Below are 17,180 nucleotides of genomic sequence, written 5' to 3'. Positions count from 1 at the left end.
GCGTCGGTGGGTGAGGTGTCACCGCGCCCCTACCGTCGACTTCTGCTCGATATCGACGACGGAGATGCTGGCCGCGATCAGTAGCTGCTCGAGTGCAGACTCGACATCCTGCTTCCACCCGTGATCGCGATCGAGCTCGAGCCTCAGTCTCGGGAATCTGTGGTGGGGAGCAATCACTTCGAACCCGACCTTCTCGAGGAAGTCCGCTTCGATCATGCACGTCGACGCCGAACACGTCAGCTGTGCCGTGGCGTTCGGAACCGCCGGCGCAGCATCGTCGGCGTTGCGCCGAATACCGAACGCCTCCAGAGCGCGAACTCCACGATTGACGAGATCGCCCACGACCGCCTGAATCAGCGTGGCCGAATGCAGGTCCGCGTCGTCCGGCGAATCGATCCGGAGTTGGGTCAATAGAACTGCATCGTGACTGACCGGCGACGTCGGGAACGTCGTCGCCCGCGGAACTGCGCGGGGTGGACAGTAGAGGGCGCATCCGATCGTCCTGCCGTCGACGGACAGCAACTGCCCGCAGGATCCCCATTCGAGCATGATGGTCGACAGCCATACTTCGTTCTCGAACTCGAGGTCGACCGAGGAACTCTCCGACGCGGGGTCGAGGACCCAGAAGCTGCATCGCCGCGAATGCGTCGGCAAGTGCTCGAACGAACCGAGCGTCACTCCGGTCACCATCGCCGACACCGCTTACCTCAGCCTTCGTGTTCTCGTTCACCGCGAGAATTCTCGATCGGAGCCGATCTGCCCCTCGAACAGGATAGGCGATTCGTCGTCTGACCCGTCGGGTGGAGCCGATCATTCAAATATGTTGTATCGCAGTACTTTTCGAGTAGATTTCGAGATTTCAGGACCTCCTCCGACCGAGCTACGTCACAGTGACGTTTCGACCGCGTATGACTGGTCCTGAAAAATCGCCGCTACTTTTTCTTCTGTGCTTCCATCATCTCGACGATCCTCTGAAGGTCATCGACCGATCCGAATTCGACCACGATCTTGCCTTTCCGCTTGCCGAGGCTGACCGTTACCCGCGTATCGAACGAATCCGAGAGGCGATCGGCGACGTCCTGGAGGCCCGGCATCTGAATGGGCTTGCGCCGGGGCGCCGGTTCCGGGCTCTTCCCGTCCTCTCGATTGGCGAGGGTGACGGCTTCTTCGGTCGCGCGGACGGAGAGACCTTCGGCAACGATTCGCGCCGCCAATGACTCCTGCGCATCCGACCCAGCGTCCAGAGACAACAGAGCGCGGGCGTGGCCGGCCGACAGAACCCCGGCCGCCACTCGTCGCTGCACGGGAATCGGCAGCTTCAACAGACGAATCATGTTTGTCACGACCGGACGTGACCGACCGATTTTCGCGGCCAGTTCCTCGTGCGTGACGTCGAATTCCTCGAGCAGCTGTTGATACGCCGCTGCTTCTTCGAGCGGATTGAGCTGGACGCGGTGGATGTTCTCGAGCAAGGCATCGCGCAACATCGCGTCGTCCGCGGTCTCCCGAACAATCGCCGGGATCGACTCGAGGCCGGCTGCCTGGCTTGCACGCCACCGACGCTCGCCCATGACGAGCTGATATTTTGCATCTCCGGCCCCAGCGGAACCCGACACGAGACGGACCACGATGGGCTGCATGAGCCCGAATTCGCGGATCGAGTGGACCAGTTCGGCCAACGAGTCGTCGTCGAAGACGTGCCTCGGCTGCTTGGGATTGGCTTCGATTCGATCAGGTGCGATCTCTCGGTAGACGGCACCGACGGGGGAGAGGTCGTCTCCGTTCAGCACCGGCGGGGTCGGTGTGGGTGCTGTCGCGGTCTCCGTGAGTTCGTCCGCCGGTGCGGAGCGTTTCGGCTTGGTGGACGTATCCGGGCGGTCCTTGGCGTTGCGATCCGCGCCGATGATCACGTCTGCCGCCGCGTTGCCGAGACGTGGTCCGGCATCGGGTCCGGTGGGAATGAGTGAGGCCAGGCCGCGGCCCAGACCACCCTTACGTGTGGAACTCATCTGTTCACTTCTTCCGTGCTTCGTCGATGCCGGCCGATCGGGCAGCGAGCTCTCGTCCGGCGTCCAGGTAACTCATCGCTCCGCGTGAACCGGGGTCGTAATCCAGCACCGTCATGCCGTACCCGGGAGCCTCGGACACCTTCACGCTGCGAGGGATCACGGCCCGTAGGACGGCGTCGCCGAAGTGCTTGCGTACCTCTTCCGCGACCTGGTCTGCCAACTTGGTGCGCCCGTCGTACATCGTCAGGATCACGGTGGAGACGTGCAGTTCTGGATTCAGATGCGACTGCACCAGCTCGATATTGCGGAGGAGCTGACCCACACCTTCGAGCGCGTAGTACTCGCACTGAATGGGGATCAGTACCTCGGTCGCTGCGACGAGTGCGTTGACCGTCAACAGACCGAGCGACGGGGGGCAGTCGATGAGGATGAAGTCGGCGTCGATACCGGAGAGTTCCTCCACCGACAGCGCCGTCTTGAGGCGACCTTCGCGGGCCACCATCGACACCAACTCGATCTCGGCGCCGGCGAGGTCGATGGTCGCCGGAATGCAGAACAACCTGTCGCTGTGCGGACTCTTCTGCACTGCGTCCTTGGCGCTCACTTCACCGATGAGGACCTCGTAGCTCGACGGCACACCCGAGTGATGCTCGACGCCCAACGCCGTGCTGGCGTTGCCCTGAGGGTCCAGATCGACCACCAGAACCGTCAGTCCTTGGAGGGCCAGCGCGGCGGCCAGGTTCACGGCAGTCGTCGTCTTCCCGACGCCACCCTTCTGATTGGCGATCGTCAGCATGCGTCGCTTCGCCGGTTTCGGCAGCGACACCGATCCGGGATGCAGAACCTGGCTGGCTCGATGCGCCGCAGCGCCGATGGGGGTGTCGTTCGGAGAGATCGCGTTGGTGTACTCGAACCCGGAGCTGGCCGCCACCCCCGACTGTTTCCCCGAGTTGCTCGACGCGTTCTTCTTGGACGCTGTTTCACGTGAAACAGCGGAATCGGACCCACCCGACATATGTGCTCCTTAGTGCGGAACTGACTGTGTTCAATACGATCGATCGGGTCGAGCGCGGGACGTGTGAGCCCACGATCGAAATCAGTGACGACTCAGTCTCCGCGGCTCACGCACCGCTCTGACGACGATGGTGGGAGTGGGCAACAGACCCACTCCGCACTCCACTACCTCCAGCTTGCCAGCACCCATCCGGGTGAGGGAAGTCCGGTCGCGTTCGATCTCTTCGCCGGCGCTCGATCCCTTCAGAGCCAGCATCCGCCCGTGCTCGTGGACCAGAGGGAGCGACCACTTTGCGAGTTTCTCCAATGGCGCCACCGCCCTCGACGTGACCACATCGGCACCGCCGGCTTCTTTCTTGACGCCGGGCTGTTCCGCGCGACCGCGCACGACCAAGATGTTCAGATCGTGTTCCTCGATGAACTCTGCGAGATAGACGGTTCGGCGGAGGAGGGGCTCGACGAGGGTCACCCGCAAATCGGGCCGCGCGATTGCCAACGGGATACCGGGCAAGCCAGCACCGCTGCCGATATCGACGACGGTCTCGCCCTCGTCGATGAGCTCACCGATCGCCGCGCAGTTGAGGATGTGCCGCTCCCAGAGCCGTGGAACTTCACGCGGTCCGATGAGTCCTCGTTCGACGCCGGCCGTAGCCAACGAGTCGTGGTACCTCCGTGCCAACTCGAGCCGATCACCGAAGATCTGCTCCGCCACGGCCGTCAACTGATTGCTATCCGAGCCTTCTTGTTCCACGTGAAACATCTTCCCGTGCCCGGGCATGGAACGCCAAACGACATCGCTGTAACTCGATCGAATCAACGTCGAACCGCCGAGATCCGGTACCAACGCGACCGACAGTGGGCGGTGGCGTAGCGATCCACGACGAGTGGAGCCGTCCCTATTCTCGGCGTGGGCGGACCATCCGGATCGATCTCCCGTTTGTTCGGGCCCGAAGATCTCCCGACCCCGCACGGTTCGACAGACCACCACTCCCGCGGCCCCGCCAGTTGGTCCGGTCGCGACTGGGGGTGTCTCGATGCCCGCGCTGTTTCACGTGAAACTGCTTTGCCATTGCCTCGCTATCGTCAGTGCCGCGTGACGACTCGGTGACGTATTCAGCGTCGACTCTCAGAGATCTCGACATTAGGCATCGGTGTCGGGAGATCGGTTCGTACATGCTCGGACGACAGGTAACCGAACCTCACAAATCAGGTACTCGGTCCAACGCGCGTGGTACCGACCGACCCTGTACCCCAACCGGCTGACGCCATTCGCAATCGAACACAGTCATGCCTCCGTCCGGCTGGCGAGGTACGGCTGATCGGCTCGTGGATGTTTCACGTGAAACTAGGTAGCTGTACGAGTCCACGTTTCTGGAAGGAGTTGATCGACAACCGTCAGCCGGTGGAGATCGGAACGAATATCTGTCGATCACGTAGACCGGGCCGGGCACTTAGATGCCATGACCCACCTAGTCGGGGGAGAGCCCGAGACGCGACTCCATTCTCGGTCGCGTCCCGATCGAACGGGAAGTCGTTGCGGTGCATCCGAACTTACACGTCGTCCGGGTTCACGGAGGTCTCGATTTCCCACGAGCTCAGCGGTCCCACACATTCGTACTCTCGAAAGTTCGTCGTCCGGACATTCGTCATGTCGATCCCAGCCTGCGAATTGAGATACCCAAGATTCTCGATCAGCAACCGTCGTCGGGACGTCAGGTCGCCCGCCGCGTTGCCCGGATGAAGACGAACACATCCGGGTTTTCGGTAGCGCAGTCCCTGAGGCTCGATCGCCGCGGATACATCCACCATCGAGATGACGTCGGTCGGGCGTCGTCGATTCTTCGTAGACCGGTAATACCGACCCACGCAACTTCCATCGATTGTGGGATGAAGAGTCCTGGACTCGTCGACTGCGTGAACCGTCGAGAGCCGCTCGGTAGCGTCGCCCAATCCGACAAGACCCACTGGACCCAGATTCGATCCTTCCCTGAAGTCGGATCAGGTTCGACTCGATCGCACGTGCTCGTCGATGGTTTGAGGCATCCATGATCGCCCGCAATGTTTCACGTGAAACTGCACCGACTCCAGACCGTGTCGATCCGGCACTCAGATCTCGGAACCTAGTGAGGGCTCTGGAGATCGTTCTAGCCCGACCCTACGGATAGAACGACAGTCCTCGAATCCAGAACTCAGACGGGCGTATCGGCAACAGTTCGTTCACCTCGCATCCCGCCTGTTTCACGTGAAACAAACGCGACCGACGCGAGCAACAGGCAAGAAAGACACCATCGACTTTGCCGTCACAGTGACGAAAGCGCAGTGCATGACTGATCTCGAGAATCCGGCGAGAAAATCGATCGCAACCCGCGCCGACACCGGTCGTCGTCGAGCAAATTACATCGATGACATTCGACCGATGGATCTACTACGTCCGGATACGACGATGGCCCCCACCGAAGTGAGGGCCATCGACTGGGGACGCTCTGTTACGCCTTGACGACAACTACTCGTCGAGCCGGCTCGACGCCGGTACTTTCGCTCGCGACGCCGTCGATCTTGGCGACCGCGTCGTGCACGATCTTTCGCTCGAACGGAGTCATCGGGGTCAGCTCTTCGCGCTCACCGGATTCGAGTACACGACGCGCAGCTTCGGCACCGAGGTTGCCGAGTTCGGTGCGCCGGTTGGCACGCCAGCCGGCGACGTCGAGCATCAGCTTGCTGCGCTCGCCCGTCGACTGCTGGACCGCGAGCCGAGTCAGCTCCTGCAGTGCATCGAGAACCTCACCCTTGCGCCCAACGAGCTTGGCGAGATCGTCGCCGCCGTCGATGCTGACGATGGCGCGGTCACCCTCCACGTCCAGATCGATGTCGCCGTCGAAGTCCAGGACGTCGAGGAGTTGCTCGAGGTAATCGCCGGCGATCTCGCCTTCCTCGACGAGGTAGTCCTCGTCGTCCTCGTCGTCGTCATCCGACTCGTCGTCGGTCTTGTCCTCGACGACGCCCGAGTCCTCGGACTTCTCGACCACGGGAGTCTCGTCTGCCTCCACGTCGACTGCACTCACCTGATCGGCCTCGACCACCACGTCACTTGCTCCATCCCCGGATACCGCATCGGCTGTCTGCACTTCGTCGTTCTGAGCTTCTTCTACGTCCGCTGCCATGTTCGTCCTTCTCTCGACGCGTCGGTCAGCGCCGCTTGCGCTTGGTCGACTTGTTCCGGTTCGCCTGCGGTCTCGGTTTGGCCGGCGATGCGGCACCGGTCGTCGAACCGGCGATACTCTCACCGGTCTCGGCCGTCGTCGAATCACTCGTCGGCGTCATCTTCGAGAGCTTCGGGCGAGCGCCGGGCTTCGGCTTGGTGGTCGACACAGGCTTCACACCGGGCTTCGGCGCATTCTCGGAACGCTTCTCCACTGCGGCAGCGGCCTTGGCAGCTTCTTCCTTGTCGATCTTTCCGAACACCAGGTGCTGCTGCGCGTAGGTCCAGGTGTTGTTGCTGACCCAGTACAGCAGGATGGCGATGGGAAGCAGGGCACCGAACACCAGCACGCCGAGCGGGAACACGTACAGGGCGAGCTTGTTCATGATGGCGGACTGCGGGTTCGCTGCCGCAGCGGCGCTCTGACGGGCCACGGACGCACGCGAGTTCATGTGCGTCATGATCGCCGCGATGATCATCAGAGGAACGGACACCGCGACAATGACCCAGGTGGACGGAATGGTCGCGCCCGGTCCCACGGCGAATGCGTTGAGCTGGTCCTGCGGCATCGTGATCCACGCCGAAATCGGCGCACCGAACAGACGAGCGTCCAAGAAGGACTGCACGTCCGACACATTGAACGCGTAGTTGGACAGCTCGCGGTTCTCCTCGGGAGTCAATCCGAGCTGACCGAAGCCGGTACCGGTGCGGTTGAACGAGCGCAGCACGTGGAACAGGCCGATGAACACCGGCGCCTGCGCCAGCACCGGCAGGCAGCCCATCAGCGGATTGAAGCCGTGCTCCTTCTGGAGCTTCTGCATTTCGACGGCCATCTTCTGCTTGTCTTTGCCGTACTTCTTCTGCAGAGCCTTGATCTGCGGCTGTAGCTCCTGCATCTGTCGAGTGGTGCGGACCTGCTTGACGAAGGGCTTGTACAGAATCAGGCGGAGGGTGAAGACCAGGAAGACGACGGACAGTGCCCAGGCGAACCCATTGCTGGGATCCTGGAACACAAAGCCGAACACCTTGTGCCACACCCAGAGAATCCAGGCAACCGGGTAGTAAATGAAGTCGAGCACGGCTCTATGTACTCCTCTGTTCTTCCACTCGCGCGAGATCGTGGTGTTCTTCGGTTTCGGTCAGCTCGGTGACGGTCGCGCGCCACCTACCGGGTTCGGGCACCGGGTCCCAGCCTCCAGAGTGCCAGGGAGCACATTTGAGGAGGCGGACGACTGCCAGCAACGAGCCCTTCATCATCCCGTGCACCTGGAGCGCCTCGATGGCGTACTCACTACAGGTGGGGGAGAAGCGACAGGTGGGAGGCCTCATCGGGGACACGTACGTCCGGTACAACCCGATGAAGTAGACGAGTGTTCGAGCAGGAATGGAACGAAGGTTGCCCATGAATGTCATGACGGCGGACCCTTCGGAGCTTCGAGAAGACCGAGCTTCTTCAATCCTGAACGCAGTTGAATCAGTAGATCTGTCGAGGACGCTCTCGCGGCTCCGGGCAGTGCGCGGATCACCACGTCGGTGGTCTCGGGGAGTTCACCGATGACGTCGGTACAGATATGCCGAAGCCGGCGCGCAACTCGATGACGAGTTACGGCCGGCCCGACTGCCTTGCTGACGATCAATCCGAATCGTGGACCACGAACAGTAGATGCGATGTCCTGTTCGTCACGCACGACGGCGTGAACCACAAGATCCGATCTACCCATTCGGCGTCCTCGACGCACCGCTACGGAGAAATCACGTGCTCGGTGTAGTCGATTCGGCTCAGGAAGCATCCCGAGCTCCAAGCTTCGGACGAACAGATATCAGGCTGTGAGTTCTTTACGGCCCTTGCCGCGACGTGCGGAAACGATTGCACGACCCGCACGGGTACGCATACGAAGACGGAAGCCATGAACGCGCGCGCGGCGGCGATTGTTCGGCTGGAACGTCCGCTTGCCCTTGGCCACGGTCAACACTCCTCGAGATTGAAAAGACGCCGTTCGTCGGCGCCTGCTGGAAAGGTACTCAGCGAGTCCGGATGGACTTGCTTGCCTCCCGAGCGAGAAATCCGAGTGAAGACAGACTGTAAGCAGCCAGCAAGCATCGGCCACCTCGCTATTGGGTGACTGTTCGAGAGTACTGATCGAGTCACCGCCGGTCAAACTCGCTCTCGAGCGAACAGTGCCGTCGTTCATACACAGGCAGCGTCCGTTTCCGGCCGCGGACGGTGTGATGTACGTCGAAATCGCCAACGGACGGCCGCTCGCTCCGACGCACGTCCTCCGATTGCACTACAGACAGTTGGCATCGGTGCAGGTCAGACTGGCGTAATTGCCATAGCACGAGCCGGAACGCGTTCTGGGGTCACATCGGTGTCGTTTATCCACACCTGTGGATAATTGTGTGGAAACACAGTTCAGGTGGCATATTCGTACCTTGCGGGGTCCATCCACGGACCCTGGTCTCGGCCGCAGCGACGCACGAACGACGACGCTATCCGACGACGTTGCCGCGCGGGTACGAAACGGCGCGCGGATTCCTGCGTCGAACACCGCCCGAGACCAATGCTCGACGACGGAGGGCCCAACGTGAACGACGATCCGGATGCGCTCGCGCGCATCTGGCCCGAGGTGGTCGCGGAGCTCACATCCGACCGACACAGTGGGTCTCCGCTGACCAAAGGCCAGAAGGCCTGGCTCGCTCTGGTCAAACCGCTGACCTTGACGCAGGGGTTCGCGCTGCTCGCAGTGCCGTCGACTTTCGCGCAGGAAGCGATCGAACGAGATCTTCGCGAACCCATCCTCGGCGCCCTCGGGCGTCATCTGGGACAGGGTGTCGAGGGACTCGGCGTGCGTATCTCCGCTCCCGAGGACGAGAAGATCGACTCCGAGCGATCGACGTATCCCGATGCCGCCAGCTCTCCGACGTACCGGCGCCGCGTCCTGACCAGCAGAGACGACGAGCCGTCGGACTCCGAGACTGCCGACTACGAAGAGGTCGACGACGAACGCGAGGCTCTCGCCAGCGTCCAGAACTCGTGGCCGACGTACTTCACGAAGCCTCCCGACTCGACGCCCCCGTCCTCAGGTGCCAACAGCCTCAACTCCAAGTACACCTTCGACACCTTCGTCATCGGTGCCTCCAATCGGTTCGCCCACGCAGCTGCGGTGGCGATCGCCGAAGCACCTGCTCGCGCGTACAACCCGCTGTTCGTGTGGGGGGCGTCGGGTCTGGGCAAGACTCACCTCCTGCACGCGGCCGGGCATTACGCGCAGCGCCTGTTCCCGGGCATGCGCGTCAAGTACGTCTCCACCGAGGAATTCACCAACGACTTCATCAACAGTCTTCGTGACGACCGCAAAGTGGCGTTCAAGCGCCGCTACCGGGAGACCGACGTGCTGCTGGTCGACGACATCCAGTTCATCGAGGGCAAGGAAGGCATCCAGGAGGAGTTCTTCCACACCTTCAACACCTTGCACAACGCGAACAAGCAGATCGTCGTGTCCTCCGACCGCCCACCCAAGCAGTTGGCCACCCTCGAGGAACGGCTTCGTACTCGCTTCGAGTGGGGCCTGATCACCGATGTGCAGCCACCCGAGCTCGAGACGCGGATCGCCATTCTGAGCAAGAAGGCTCGGATGGACCGGCTCGATGTGCCACACGACGTGCTCGAGCTCATCGCCAGCCGAATCGAACGCAACATTCGTGAGCTCGAAGGCGCCCTCATTCGAGTGACGGCGTTCGCATCGCTGAACGGACAAGCCCTCGACCTCACTCTGGCCGAGGTGGTTCTCCGCGATCTCATCCCCGATTCGTCGAGTCTCGAGATCAATGCGGCGACGATCATGGCTGTCACAGCGGAGTACTTCAACACCTCCATCGAGGACCTGTGCGGGCCGGGCAAGGCCCGAGCACTGGCCATGGCCAGGCAGATCGCGATGTATCTCTGCCGCGAGCTCACCGATCTGTCGTTGCCCAAGATCGGGCAGACGTTCGGTCGGGATCACACGACGGTGATGTACGCGGACAAGAAGATTCGGAAGGAGATGACCGAGCGCCGCAAGGTGTACGACCAGGTGCAGGAGCTCACTGCGCGGATCAAGCAGCGCTCCAAGCGGTAGCCACCGAAGACCGACGGACTCCGAGAAGACGGCACCGAATCCCATCGAGGGTTCGGTGCCGTTGCTGTTTCCGGTCGTTCGTCGGACCGATTCTCGACGCGTATTCGGTGAGTTTTCGAGCCGTCGACCATTGATTCACACCTGTGGATAACCATGTGGACAACATCGAAGTTCTGGGGATGGAATGTGGGCGCCTGTGCACCGATGTGATTCGTGCACAGGCAGCCGCGCGTCAATCACGTATTGGTCCCGAGTTCATCCCCACGACACCACGCTCGGCCACCAGCGGATCGAACGGTCCGTGCACAGATTCCACAGGACCTATTAATACTTCTGTTTTCTCCTTGAAAGAACTTCTTTGAAAACAGGTGTTGGGGAACGATCCGTTCACAGGCCCTCCGAGAACCCCCGAATCCCACCTTCGACGCGAGCTTCGCGCTTTCGTCTTCGCTTCGGAGGGCATACGGTGTGCTTGCGCTGGATGTGCCACACTCGTCGTTGCAGCGGTTCGAGCCGCAACCTTCGTGGTTGCACCGCTCCGGCCGTAACGCCGAACACCACCGAACGAGAGGAAATGCCGAGCGATGGAGCTTGGAAGTTTGAAGTTTCGCGTTGCTCGTGAAGATTTTTCCGATTCCGTCGCGTGGGTAGCCCGCAGCCTGCCGTCTCGGCCGCCCGTTCCCGTTCTCGGTGGAGTTCTTCTCGCTGCCGACGAGCAGGGTCTGACGGTTTCCGGATTCGACTACGAGGTCTCCGCTCAGGTCAAGGTGTCGGCGGAGGTTGCCACTGCAGGCCGAGTTCTGGTGTCGGGCAAGCTACTTGCCGATATCACGAAGTCGTTGCCCAACAAGCCGGTCGACGTCACGGTCGACGGGACCCGCGTTCTGGTCAACTGCGGAAGTGCCAAGTTCTCGCTGCCCACGATGCCGGTGGAGGACTACCCGCAGCTCCCCGAGTTGCCCAGCAACACCGGCTCGCTGGCCGGTGATGTCTTCTCCGAGGCAATCGCCCAGGTCGCCATCGCTGCGGGCAAGGACGACACGCTTCCGATGCTCACCGGTATCCGCGTGGAGATCGACGGCACCAACGTCGTTCTCGCGGCCACCGACCGTTTCCGGTTGGCGGTTCGTGAGGTGGAGTGGGCTCCCGCCGGTGCAGACACCACCACCGCGGTGCTCATCCCGGCCAAGACTTTGTCCGAATCGGCAAAGACTCTGGGCGGCAACTCCGGCTCACCGGTGGAACTGGCCCTCGGTTCCGGCTCGTCCATCGGTAGCGACGGTTTGCTGGGCATCGTCAGTGACGGGCGCCGCACCACGACCAGGTTGCTCGACGCAGAGTTCCCGAAGTTCCGTCAGTTGCTGCCCGCCGAACACACTGCGGTGGCGACCCTCGACATCGCCTCGCTGGTCGAGGCCATCAAGCGTGTCGCTCTCGTTGCCGAGCGTGGTGCGCAGGTGCGCCTGGAATTCAACTCCGACGGCGTGTTGCTGTCCGCAGGTGGCGACGACGCCGGCCGCGCCGAGGAAGCTCTGCCTGCCGACTTCCAGGGCGAGGCACTGACCATCGCCTTCAATCCGGGATACCTCATCGACGGGTTGTCCTCGCTGCACAGCGAGAAGGTCACCTTCGGATTCACGACGCCGAGCCGGCCTGCAGTGCTGCGGCCGACCTCCGACGAGGAACTGGTGCCCGACGACGCAGGCAAGTTCGCGGCGCCGAAGTCCGAATACACGTATCTGCTGATGCCCGTCAGGCTGCCGGGCTGATCCTGCCTGGTTACTGTTGAATCCGCGGGAATTTTCGCACCTGACACAGACAAGGACGCGTCATCATGCAGCTCGGCTTGGTCGGTCTCGGAAAAATGGGTTTCAACATGCGCGAGAGATTGCGCGAGCACGGTCACGAGGTGATCGGCTACGACCCCCGACCCGAGGTGACCGATACCCCGTCACTGGCCGGGCTGGCGCAATCGTTGACGGCGCCCCGGGTGGTGTGGGTGATGGTCCCGTCCGGTCAGGTCACCCGCGACACCGTCAACGGCCTTGCGGATGTGCTCGAGCCCGGCGATCTGGTGATCGACGGTGGTAATTCACGCTTCACCGATGACAAGCCCAACGCAGAGTTGTTGGACGCCAAGGGAATCGGTTACATCGACGCCGGAGTATCCGGCGGGGTCTGGGGCCTGAAGAACGGCTACGGCTTGATGGTCGGCGGCCAGGACGAGCACGTCGCCAGAGCGATGCCGATCTTCGACGCGTTGCGTCCCGAGGGCGAGCGCGCGGACGGTTTCGTGCATGCCGGCCCGGTCGGTGCCGGTCACTACTCGAAAATGGTGCACAACGGTATCGAATACGGGTTGATGCAGGCCTATGCCGAGGGGTACGAGATCCTCGAAGCCGAAGAGCTCGTGCAGGATGTGCAAGGCGTGCTGCGGGCCTGGAGCAAGGGCACGGTCGTGCGGTCGTGGCTGCTCGACCTGCTGGTCGAAGCTCTCGGTCAGGATCCGGAGTTCAGTGAGATCTCCGGGTACACGGAGGACTCCGGTGAGGGTCGCTGGACCGTCGAGGAAGCCATCCGTCATGCCGTCCCTGCGCCGGTGATCTCCGCGGCATTGTTCGCCAGATTTGCTTCGCGGCAAGAGGATTCGCCTGCCATGAAGGCTGTCTCTGCCCTTCGGAACCAGTTCGGCGGGCATGCGGTCAAGAAGGCCGACGCCGACGAGACCCTGCGCGCCCCGGCGCCGAAGAACACCGAGTAAGTGTTCGTCCGGTCTCTGCAGCTACACGACTTCCGATCCTGGGACGACCTCACCGTCGACCTCGGACCGGGCTCGACCGTGTTCGTAGGGCCCAACGGACACGGCAAGACCAATCTGCTCGAGTCGCTCAACTATCTGTCGACGTTGTCCTCCCATCGTGTGTCCTCGGACGCACCCATGATCCGGGCAGGCGCCGCCAAAGCGTTCGTGGGCAGTGCCGTGGTCAATCACGGTCGCGAATTGATCATCGACGTCGAGCTGCTCGAAGGCCGGGCCAACAAGGCTCGGATGAACAGGTCGCCGCTGCGTCGCCCACGCGAAATCCTGGGCGTGTTGCAGAGTGTGTTGTTCGCTCCCGAGGATCTCTCGCTCGTCCGCGGTGATCCCGGTGAGCGCCGACGCTATCTCGACGAGCTGCTCACCACTCGAATTCCTCGAATGGCCACTGTCCGTGCCGATTACGACAAGGTACTGCGGCAGCGATCGGCTCTGCTCAAGACCGCGAGTGGATCGTTGCGCCGCGGTTCGTCGTCGGGTGACGGCGCCAGTGCACTTGCCACCCTCGACGTCTGGGACGGGCACCTCGCGGCGCACGGTGCTCGATTGCTCGCTGCCAGAATATCTTTGGTGCACGAGCTGATGCCTTTCGTACAACAGGCCTACAGCTCGATCGCACCGGAATCGCGGTTGGCCGCAGTCGCCTATCGCTGCAGTCTGGCCGATGCGCTCCCGCCGGAATTCTCCGATGCCGATCGTGCACCGGAACCCGACGACACCGAGGTGCTGGAAGCTGCGTTCCTGCATCAGCTTTCGGTGATGAGACAGCGCGAGATCGAACGCGGGGTGTGTCTGGTGGGACCGCACCGCGACGACTTGGAATTGATGCTCGGTGATCAACCGACGAAAGGGTTTGCGAGCCATGGTGAGTCGTGGTCGTACGCACTGTCGTTGCGGCTCGGGTCGTTCGCGTTGCTGCGGGAAGACGGTACCGACCCGGTCCTGATGCTCGACGACGTGTTCGCCGAGCTCGACCGCAAGAGGCGCGCGGCGTTGGCGACCGTGGCCGCCGGCGCAGAGCAGGTGCTCATCACGGCGGCGGTACCGGAGGACGTACCTCCCGAACTCGATGCTCGGCGGTACGGGGTCGAAGCGACGCAGAGTTCGGATTCCGGTGCAGCAGGACGTATCTCGCGCATCTCGGACCTGTCGGCCGATACCGGTACCGCAGCTTCTGAAGGTGAGGTTCGATGACCGACGACGAGGCAACGCCCACAGGTAACGGTGAGGTACCGGAACTGAAAGGTGTCGATCTGGCGCGTCGAGCACTCGAGGACGCCCGGGCCGCAGCCAAGGCCAGTGGCAAATCGGTGGGGCAGGGACGGTCGTCGCCCACCGGCGGGGTACGAGCACTGCGGGGGCGTCGTCGACGCGGTTGGTCGGGAGCCGGGCCGGACGACCGTGATCCGCAGGCGTTCGGGGCTTTGGCGAACTCGATCGCGTCCAAGCGTGGGTGGTCGGCCAAGGTGTCCGAGGGTGCTGTGTTGGGCCGGTGGCCCAGCGTGGTCGGCGAGGACATCTCGGCTCATGCGGAGCCCACCGGTCTCAAGGACGGCGTGTTGAGTATTTCGGCGGAGTCCACGGCGTGGGCGACGCAGTTGAGGCTGATGCAGTCGCAGATTCTGGCCAAGATCGCCGCCGCCGTCGGTCACGGTGTGGTGACGTCTCTGCGCATCACCGGTCCGACGACGCAGAGCTGGAGAAAAGGTGAGCGTCACGTGCGCGGGCGGGGCCCGCGCGACACGTACGGATAGTGAGACGTCCCAACGTATGCTTTTCGAAGTGCCTGGTCCAGGTGATCCTCAACAGATGTTGGGGCCAGTGTTGCTGTGACATGGTCGATGTGCGTAGCGTGATTCGCGACACTCAGCGGTCGGGGGATCGATGAAGATGTTCTAAGCGGCCATCGGACGAGGAGAAGTTGTGTCTGCACCAACGAAGAAGGCATCGACAGCGGCCGTCGATGTCGACGGAACCCCCGAAGACCGAGTCGTTCTCCATGCCCGGAATGTCGAGTTCGACTGGAAGTCCCTGCCGTTGCACTACATGGACGGCAATCCGCTCGCGACGCACCTGATCAACGTGATGCACCTGCTCCTGCCCGAGGGCGAGGAATGGTTCGTGCGCACCTTCAAGGAAGCGTTGCCGCTGATCCACGACGATCAGCTGCGCGACGACGTCATCGGGTTCATCGGCCAGGAAGCCATGCACGCCCAGGCACACACCGATGTCCACGATCAGCTTCGGGCACACGGCATCGATGTCGACCCGTACGTCGATCAGATGAAGTTCCTGTTCGGCCGCGCGCTCGGCAACAGGTCCGGTCACGGTCAGAACAGTCTGGTCGAACGTCTCGCCCTCATCGCTGCCGCAGAACACCTGACCGCCTTCCTGGGCGATTGGGTACTCAATGCCTCGGAGTTGGACGAGGCCGACGTCGACCCGATCATGCTGGATCTGCTGCGGTGGCACGGAGCCGAGGAGGTCGAGCATCGATCGGTGGCCTACGAGGTGATGCGGTACTTCGACGTCCGCCCGGCCCGCCGTATTCGTACCTACGTCGTCATCGCGCCCACGTTGGTGTGGTTCTGGACCCGCGGTGTTCGTTTTCTGATGAGCCAGGATCCGACGCTGGCGCACCTGCCACCCAAGCAGCGCACACCGTCGTTCCGAGAATTTCGTCGAGTTGCCCATGCCGGCCTGTTCCCGACCCCGATGTCGATGGTGAAGGCGTCGTTGCGTTACTTCAAGCGCACCTATCACCCTTCCCAGGAAGGTTCGACGGCGCAGGCAGTGCAGTATCTGGCCACCTCACCGGCAGCTCGGTCCGCCGATCGATGACCAAACGCACGTTGCGGAGCAAGCTCGGCGCAATGGCACAGATGGTGGACTCGTTCCGGGCGGGACGCACCATTCCGAAGAATCTGTACGGCCGCGACGAGCCCGATCAGACCGTGTCACTGGTGACCGATGCGCTCGACAAATGGTTCGCTCTGCTCGACGGTGACGACTACGACGCGTCGTTCGCTGCGCCGCCCGTGGCTCGGACCCGGTTGCTGACGTTGGTCGCGCGCGAGGTGTTATGCGTCGACGAGCAGGTGGTCCAACTGACCTTCTCGGCCGCCGACGGTGAGGTGCTGCCCGCGTGGGCACCGGGAATGCATCTGGACTTCTATCTCCCGTCCGGACGCCGTCGGCAGTACTCGTTGTGTGGGCAGCCGAATGCCGACTCGTACTCCATCGCGGTGCGCTTGGTTCCCGACGGCGGGGGTGGGTCGTGTGAGATGCACGATCTGCAGGTCGGTACCGAGGTCGCAATTCGCGGGCCGCGCAACGGTTTTCCGTTCGTGCAGTCCGAGCACGCCGTGTTCGTGGCCGGCGGAATCGGTATCACAGCCATCATCTCGATGGTGCGTCGTGCTCGGGAGACGGGGATGGACTGGCATCTCGTCTACTGCGGCCGCTCACGTGAATCGATGCCGTTCCTCGACGAGATCGCCGGCTGGGACGCCGACCGCGTGACGGTGCGGACCGACGATGTGGACGGCATGCCGTCGAGCATGGATCTGCTCGGTGCCGCGGCGCCCGGGGGTTCGGTCTACGTGTGCGGACCTCCGCCGATGATCGATCTGGTTCGGGCGTCGTTCGACTCGTTGCCGGCAACGCATCTGCACTTCGAGCGTTTCTCACCGCCGCCGGTGAAGAACGGTGCCGAGTTCGAGGTGCAGCTCGTCGATTCCGGACAGATCATCGCAGTGGCTCCGGACGAGACTGCGTTGCATGCCATTCGGCGTCTGAGGCCCGATGTGGCGTACTCCTGCCAGCAGGGGTTCTGCGGGACGTGTCGCGTTCGAGTACTCAGCGGAACACCGCAGCATCGGGAGAACCGGCTCACCGCCGAGGAGCAGGAACACGAGATGTTGATCTGTGTGTCCCGTTCCGAGGGTGAACGGATCGTGCTCGATCTCTAGCCGAGCCGCCGCATTTACCCTTCATCTTTGTCGCCCGGCACCCTGAAAATG

Annotated in this window: 16 protein-coding genes; 7 read left to right on the top strand and 9 right to left on the bottom strand. The window is 62.5% G+C overall.

Annotated elements, in window-relative coordinates; genetic code table 11:
* Window positions 1-18: 18 nt before the first annotated feature.
* The 9 genes from CH283_RS13100 to rpmH form a co-directional block, all read right to left on the bottom strand.
* On the bottom strand, window positions 19-699 hold the full coding sequence (locus CH283_RS13100) for a hypothetical protein (protein ID WP_037195290.1): 681 nt from the start codon (window positions 697-699) through the stop codon (window positions 19-21).
* A gap of 233 nt (window positions 700-932) precedes the next feature.
* Entirely contained in the window at window positions 933-2,009 is a 1,077-nt protein-coding gene (locus CH283_RS13095) for a ParB/RepB/Spo0J family partition protein (protein ID WP_094638399.1), read from the bottom strand.
* Between the two features lie 4 nt (window positions 2,010-2,013).
* Window positions 2,014-3,024 (bottom strand): ParA family protein, encoded by a 1,011-nt coding sequence (locus CH283_RS13090; protein WP_094638400.1) that lies wholly within the window; start codon window positions 3,022-3,024, stop codon window positions 2,014-2,016.
* 81 nt (window positions 3,025-3,105) lie between these two features.
* The gene (gene rsmG, locus CH283_RS13085) at window positions 3,106-3,783 is read right to left on the bottom strand and encodes a 16S rRNA (guanine(527)-N(7))-methyltransferase RsmG (RefSeq protein ID WP_068047690.1); all 678 of its coding nucleotides are present in this window, start codon (window positions 3,781-3,783) and stop codon (window positions 3,106-3,108) included.
* Window positions 3,784-5,509: 1,726 nt separating this feature from the next.
* The gene (locus CH283_RS13075; RefSeq protein WP_094638402.1) at window positions 5,510-6,184 is read right to left on the bottom strand and encodes a Jag family protein; all 675 of its coding nucleotides are present in this window, start codon (window positions 6,182-6,184) and stop codon (window positions 5,510-5,512) included.
* 25 nt (window positions 6,185-6,209) lie between these two features.
* Window positions 6,210-7,301 (bottom strand): membrane protein insertase YidC, encoded by a 1,092-nt coding sequence (yidC, locus tag CH283_RS13070; RefSeq protein WP_094638403.1) that lies wholly within the window; start codon window positions 7,299-7,301, stop codon window positions 6,210-6,212.
* Between the two features lie 4 nt (window positions 7,302-7,305).
* A complete protein-coding gene (gene yidD / locus CH283_RS13065) occupies window positions 7,306-7,635 on the bottom strand; it encodes a membrane protein insertion efficiency factor YidD (protein WP_094638404.1) in 330 nt (109 codons plus the stop codon).
* Window positions 7,632-8,012, bottom strand: a complete 381-nt coding sequence (rnpA, locus tag CH283_RS13060) for a ribonuclease P protein component (RefSeq protein ID WP_068047699.1) — start codon at window positions 8,010-8,012, stop codon at window positions 7,632-7,634. Before rnpA ends, yidD begins: the two co-directional genes overlap by 4 nt.
* A gap of 30 nt (window positions 8,013-8,042) precedes the next feature.
* On the bottom strand, window positions 8,043-8,186 hold the full coding sequence (gene rpmH / locus CH283_RS13055) for a 50S ribosomal protein L34 (RefSeq protein ID WP_026347786.1): 144 nt from the start codon (window positions 8,184-8,186) through the stop codon (window positions 8,043-8,045).
* Between the two features lie 621 nt (window positions 8,187-8,807).
* Between rpmH and dnaA the strand changes: the two genes are divergently transcribed.
* The 7 genes from dnaA to CH283_RS13015 all read left to right on the top strand — a co-directional run bounded on the left by dnaA (window position 8,808) and on the right by CH283_RS13015 (window position 17,129).
* Window positions 8,808-10,340 (top strand): chromosomal replication initiator protein DnaA, encoded by a 1,533-nt coding sequence (gene dnaA, locus CH283_RS13045; RefSeq protein WP_068047705.1) that lies wholly within the window; start codon window positions 8,808-8,810, stop codon window positions 10,338-10,340.
* 584 nt (window positions 10,341-10,924) lie between these two features.
* Window positions 10,925-12,109 carry a DNA polymerase III subunit beta gene (gene dnaN / locus CH283_RS13040; protein WP_068047709.1) on the top strand — a complete coding sequence of 395 codons (1,185 nt, stop codon included), beginning with the start codon at window positions 10,925-10,927 and terminating at the stop codon, window positions 12,107-12,109.
* Between the two features lie 65 nt (window positions 12,110-12,174).
* On the top strand, window positions 12,175-13,101 hold the full coding sequence (gnd, locus tag CH283_RS13035) for a phosphogluconate dehydrogenase (NAD(+)-dependent, decarboxylating) (protein WP_094638406.1): 927 nt from the start codon (window positions 12,175-12,177) through the stop codon (window positions 13,099-13,101).
* Entirely contained in the window at window positions 13,102-14,352 is a 1,251-nt protein-coding gene (gene recF, locus CH283_RS13030; RefSeq protein WP_094638407.1) for a DNA replication/repair protein RecF, read from the top strand.
* Window positions 14,349-14,912 (top strand): DUF721 family protein, encoded by a 564-nt coding sequence (locus CH283_RS13025; RefSeq protein WP_068047719.1) that lies wholly within the window; start codon window positions 14,349-14,351, stop codon window positions 14,910-14,912. The genes recF and CH283_RS13025 overlap by 4 nt, the downstream gene beginning before the upstream one ends.
* A 169-nt stretch (window positions 14,913-15,081) precedes the next feature.
* Window positions 15,082-15,999, top strand: coding sequence for a metal-dependent hydrolase (locus CH283_RS13020; RefSeq protein ID WP_068047722.1), 918 nt, complete (start codon window positions 15,082-15,084; stop codon window positions 15,997-15,999).
* Between the two features lie 32 nt (window positions 16,000-16,031).
* Complete coding sequence (locus tag CH283_RS13015; RefSeq protein ID WP_094638408.1) at window positions 16,032-17,129, top strand: PDR/VanB family oxidoreductase; 1,098 nt, start codon at window positions 16,032-16,034, stop codon at window positions 17,127-17,129.
* The last annotated feature ends 51 nt before the right edge of the window (window positions 17,130-17,180 follow it).

Source organism: Rhodococcus sp. 05-2254-2 (assembly GCF_002259095.1).
Classification (GTDB): domain Bacteria; phylum Actinomycetota; class Actinomycetes; order Mycobacteriales; family Mycobacteriaceae; genus Rhodococcoides.
Note: the sequence above shows the minus strand (reverse complement) of the source record. Positions and strands in the feature narration are given on the sequence as shown.

Excerpts from the sequence above, each read along its gene's own strand:
- CH283_RS13090 (WP_094638400.1), bottom strand. The coding sequence starts at position 3,024 with ATGTCGGGTGGGTCCGATTCCGCTGTTTCACGTGAAACAGCGTCCAAG.
- yidD (WP_094638404.1), bottom strand. The coding sequence starts at position 7,635 with ATGACATTCATGGGCAACCTTCGTTCCATTCCTGCTCGAACACTCGTC.
- CH283_RS13075 (WP_094638402.1), bottom strand. The coding sequence starts at position 6,184 with ATGGCAGCGGACGTAGAAGAAGCTCAGAACGACGAAGTGCAGACAGCC.
- dnaN (WP_068047709.1), top strand. The coding sequence starts at position 10,925 with ATGGAGCTTGGAAGTTTGAAGTTTCGCGTTGCTCGTGAAGATTTTTCC.
- rnpA (WP_068047699.1), bottom strand. The coding sequence starts at position 8,012 with ATGCTTCCTGAGCCGAATCGACTACACCGAGCACGTGATTTCTCCGTA.
- CH283_RS13025 (WP_068047719.1), top strand. The coding sequence starts at position 14,349 with ATGACCGACGACGAGGCAACGCCCACAGGTAACGGTGAGGTACCGGAA.
- gnd (WP_094638406.1), top strand. The coding sequence starts at position 12,175 with ATGCAGCTCGGCTTGGTCGGTCTCGGAAAAATGGGTTTCAACATGCGC.
- rsmG (WP_068047690.1), bottom strand. The coding sequence starts at position 3,783 with ATGTTTCACGTGGAACAAGAAGGCTCGGATAGCAATCAGTTGACGGCC.
- CH283_RS13015 (WP_094638408.1), top strand. The coding sequence starts at position 16,032 with ATGGCACAGATGGTGGACTCGTTCCGGGCGGGACGCACCATTCCGAAG.
- CH283_RS13095 (WP_094638399.1), bottom strand. The coding sequence starts at position 2,009 with ATGAGTTCCACACGTAAGGGTGGTCTGGGCCGCGGCCTGGCCTCACTC.